Origin of the sequence: Muribaculum sp., from assembly GCF_029051885.1 — a bacterium.
Lineage (GTDB): Bacteria > Bacteroidota > Bacteroidia > Bacteroidales > Muribaculaceae > Muribaculum.
Genome location: NZ_JAIDKI010000016.1, coordinates 1 through 3,313, shown reverse-complemented (window position 1 = coordinate 3,313; position 3,313 = coordinate 1). Strand labels below are relative to the sequence as shown.

The 3,313-nt window shown below is 45.9% G+C and carries 3 protein-coding genes; 2 read left to right on the top strand and 1 reads right to left on the bottom strand.

Going from position 1 to position 3,313, the window contains the following annotated elements; translation table 11 throughout:
- The first annotated feature begins 137 nt into the window (after positions 1-137).
- Both ahpC and ahpF read left to right on the top strand, forming a co-directional pair.
- A complete protein-coding gene (gene ahpC / locus K2I50_RS00585) occupies positions 138-704 on the top strand; it encodes an alkyl hydroperoxide reductase subunit C (protein WP_301024311.1) in 567 nt (188 codons plus the stop codon).
- Positions 705-832: 128 nt separating this feature from the next.
- Positions 833-2,392, top strand: coding sequence for an alkyl hydroperoxide reductase subunit F (ahpF, locus tag K2I50_RS00580; protein WP_301024310.1), 1,560 nt, complete (start codon positions 833-835; stop codon positions 2,390-2,392).
- 79 nt (positions 2,393-2,471) lie between these two features.
- Here ahpF and rfbC read toward each other — a convergent pair whose 3' ends face one another.
- Entirely contained in the window at positions 2,472-3,020 is a 549-nt protein-coding gene (gene rfbC, locus K2I50_RS00575; protein ID WP_301024309.1) for a dTDP-4-dehydrorhamnose 3,5-epimerase, read from the bottom strand.
- Positions 3,021-3,313: the final 293 nt, after the last annotated feature.

Sequence of the window (3,313 nt, the reverse complement as noted above, 5' to 3'; positions counted from 1 at the left end):
GATATAGCCGTCCACCTGATATCTGTTAAACATGTCTTTAATTAATCTTAATCATTCCATACATAATGAACATGCCGGGCAAAGCGCATGTTTATCAAGCGAATCAAATTAGTAATTTATTTAATAACCTAACATTTATGGAATCAATTATCAATACCCATATCCCTGAATTTAAAGTTCAGGCATATCACAACGGAGAGTTCAAAACCATCACCGACAAGGATGTGCTTGGCAAATGGGCGGTATTCTTCTTCTATCCGGCCGACTTTACGTTTGTATGCCCTACCGAACTTGAAGATATGGCCGAGAAATACGACAAGTTTAAAGAACTTGGTGTAGAGGTATACTCCGTAAGTACCGACTCCCATTTCGTACACAAGGCATGGCATGACACCTCTGACAGCATCAAGAAAATACAATATCCTATGCTGGCCGATCCGACCGGCATTCTTAGCCGCGCGTTCGGTGTGATGATTGAAGAGGACGGTATGGCATACCGAGGTACATTTGTAAGCAACCCCGAAGGCCTGATTAAGCTCGTAGAAATACAAGACAACAGCATCGGACGTAATGCCGAAGAACTGCTCCGGCGTGTGGAAGCCGCACAGTTTGTTGCCACCCACGATGGAGAAGTCTGCCCGGCCAAATGGAAGCAGGGACAAGCGACACTTAAACCAAATATCGACCTGGTAGGCAAAATCTAAAAAGATGCAATCAATCCCGGTTAATAAATTTAGCCGGGATTTTTTACTCTGTGCCTGTATCTCATGTCCACATATTTGATTTGACAACGCACACATCATAAACCGGCAAATTCAAAGAAAAAAACACTATGCTTGACAACGATATTAAAGAACAATTGAGAGCGATATTTGGAAATCTGAAATCAGATATCACTTTCCTCCTACAGCCATCCGCCGATGCAGTTCAGTCATCAGAGATGAAATCATTTCTTGACGACGTAGCCTCGACATCACCACACCTTTCCGTGGCAGAATCAGACACAAAAGCCGACGCACCGACTTTTGAAATCATTAAGGATGGCCAATCTACCGGCGTGAAATTCTGTGGAATCCCGAATGGCCATGAATTCACAACACTGCTGCTTGCCGTGCTGAATGCCGACGGACAAGGAAAAAATCTTCCCGACGAGACCCTCTCCTCCCGCATACATGCGCTAAAGGGCCCGATAGATTTACAGACATTTGTCTCCCTGACGTGTACCAACTGTCCCGATGTAGCCCAGGCATTAAATATCATTGCTATCCTGAATCCAGGTGTCCAAAACACCGTAATTGATGGAGCCGTAGTGCCGGAACTCGTACAGTCGCTTAATATCCAATCCGTTCCGAGCGTATACGCCGATGGCAAACCATTCAGCGTAGGACGCTCGTCGCTTGGCGACCTGCTCGAAAAACTCGAAACAGCCTATGGCGTCTCTGACGACATAATATTGCAGCCCACTACTCGTGAATATGATGTAATCATACTCGGAGGAGGCCCGGCAGGCACAGCGGCAGCTGTCTACTGCGCAAGAAAAGGATTCAATACTGCAGTAATAGCAAAGAATATAGGAGGACAGGTACGCGAGACAATGGATATCGAGAACCTCATATCAGTGCCTAAGACAACCGGCCCGCAACTTGCTGTCGATCTAAAGGCCCACCTCGCGCAATACTCCATCGACATATTTGAAAACCGCAACGTTGACTCTGCCGATGTAGCGGGCAATGAGAAGATTCTCGTGTGCGGTAATGAAACCTTCAAAGGTAAGGCTCTCATCATCGCCACCGGAGCAGGCTGGAGGAAACTGTCTATACCCGGCGAATCGGAACACATCGGACATGGCGTAGCATTCTGCACTCACTGCGATGGTCCATTCTATGCAGGCAAGCGTGTTGCCGTAGTCGGAGGCGGAAACTCAGGAATCGAAGCAGCCATTGATCTTGCCGCAATGTGTCCGCATGTGGATGTATTCGAATTTCTTGATACACTTAAAGCCGACGGTGTACTTCAGGACAAGGCGGCATCAATGAATAATATCGATATTCATGTGTCCTCACAAGTGACCGAAGTAATCGGAGACGGGAAAAAAGTATCAGGCATAAAAGTTAAAGACAGAGTATCCGGCGCGGAGACAATATATCCGGTATCCGGAGTATTTGTTCAGATAGGCCTTGTGCCTAACAGCGCCCGGTTTAAAGACATGGTTCCCACGAACAAAGCCGGAGAAATCATCGTAGATGAACGATGCAGGACATCCGTCAAAGGCGTGTACGCTGCCGGAGATGTAACATCCGTACCATACAAACAGATTGTAGTAGCGATGGGCGAAGGTGCAAAAGCTGCGCTTTCAGTGTTTGAGGACTCTATGCGCGGTTTGCTTGGATAATACATCATAAATAACAAAAAAGACACAGACACCTGCCAAAAATCGCACAGGCGTCTGTGTCTTTTCAGTTTCTTAACCGTCAGAACGGAGAGTCAAAGTCGCACAGCAAAGGATGGTGCATATCTTTTTCAGAAAGAATAGCCTGCGAAGGGTCTATACGCCAGTCTATACCGAGCGAAGTATCCGCAATCGAAATCCCTCCGTCAGCCTGTGGAGCATAGTAGTTATCACACTTATACTGGAATATTGCGACATCTGACAACACCGCAAAACCATGAGCAAAACCACGTGGCACAAAAAGCTGACGGTGATTGTCAGCAGTAAGTTCTACCGCCACATGCTTTCCATATGTCGGAGAGTCCTTCCGCAGGTCAACGGCAACATCGAGCACTGAGCCAACCACACATCTTACAAGTTTTGCCTGTGTAAAAGGCGGCCGCTGGAAATGAAGCCCGCGCATCACCCCACGTGTCGACATCGATTCATTGTCCTGTACAAAATCTACCGGCCCAATAGCATTTTGAAAATCGCGCAGAGAAAAACTTTCAAAGAAATATCCGCGGGTATCCTTAAATATCCGCGGCTCTATTATGACTACTCCATCAATGGCTGTCTTTATAAATTCCATGATTTATGCATGCGTTTTAGAGCTTGTTTAATAATAAATGTTACCGTCAGGGCGGTCATTCGTCGAGCAGATTTTCGCTTGTGATGAGGAAGTTATGGGGTTCCATAACGACCAAAGAGCAGGCGGAAAGATGCCGGCGATTGACCGTCTGGAGATAAATTGTTTCATATCGTTGATATATTTTTTTGCATTTGTTTCAAAAATCAGCAAGAGATTGAGTGATTATAAAATTACCTTTTGTCTCGTATATCTTGGCCGCTTTTCGTACTGTTTCTCAGTCATGTACATAAACA

Coding starts and splice junctions, on each gene's coding strand:
- ahpC (WP_301024311.1), top strand. CDS start 138: ATGGAATCAATTATCAATACCCATATCCCTGAATTTAAAGTTCAGGCA.
- ahpF (WP_301024310.1), top strand. CDS start 833: ATGCTTGACAACGATATTAAAGAACAATTGAGAGCGATATTTGGAAAT.
- rfbC (WP_301024309.1), bottom strand. CDS start 3,020: ATGGAATTTATAAAGACAGCCATTGATGGAGTAGTCATAATAGAGCCG.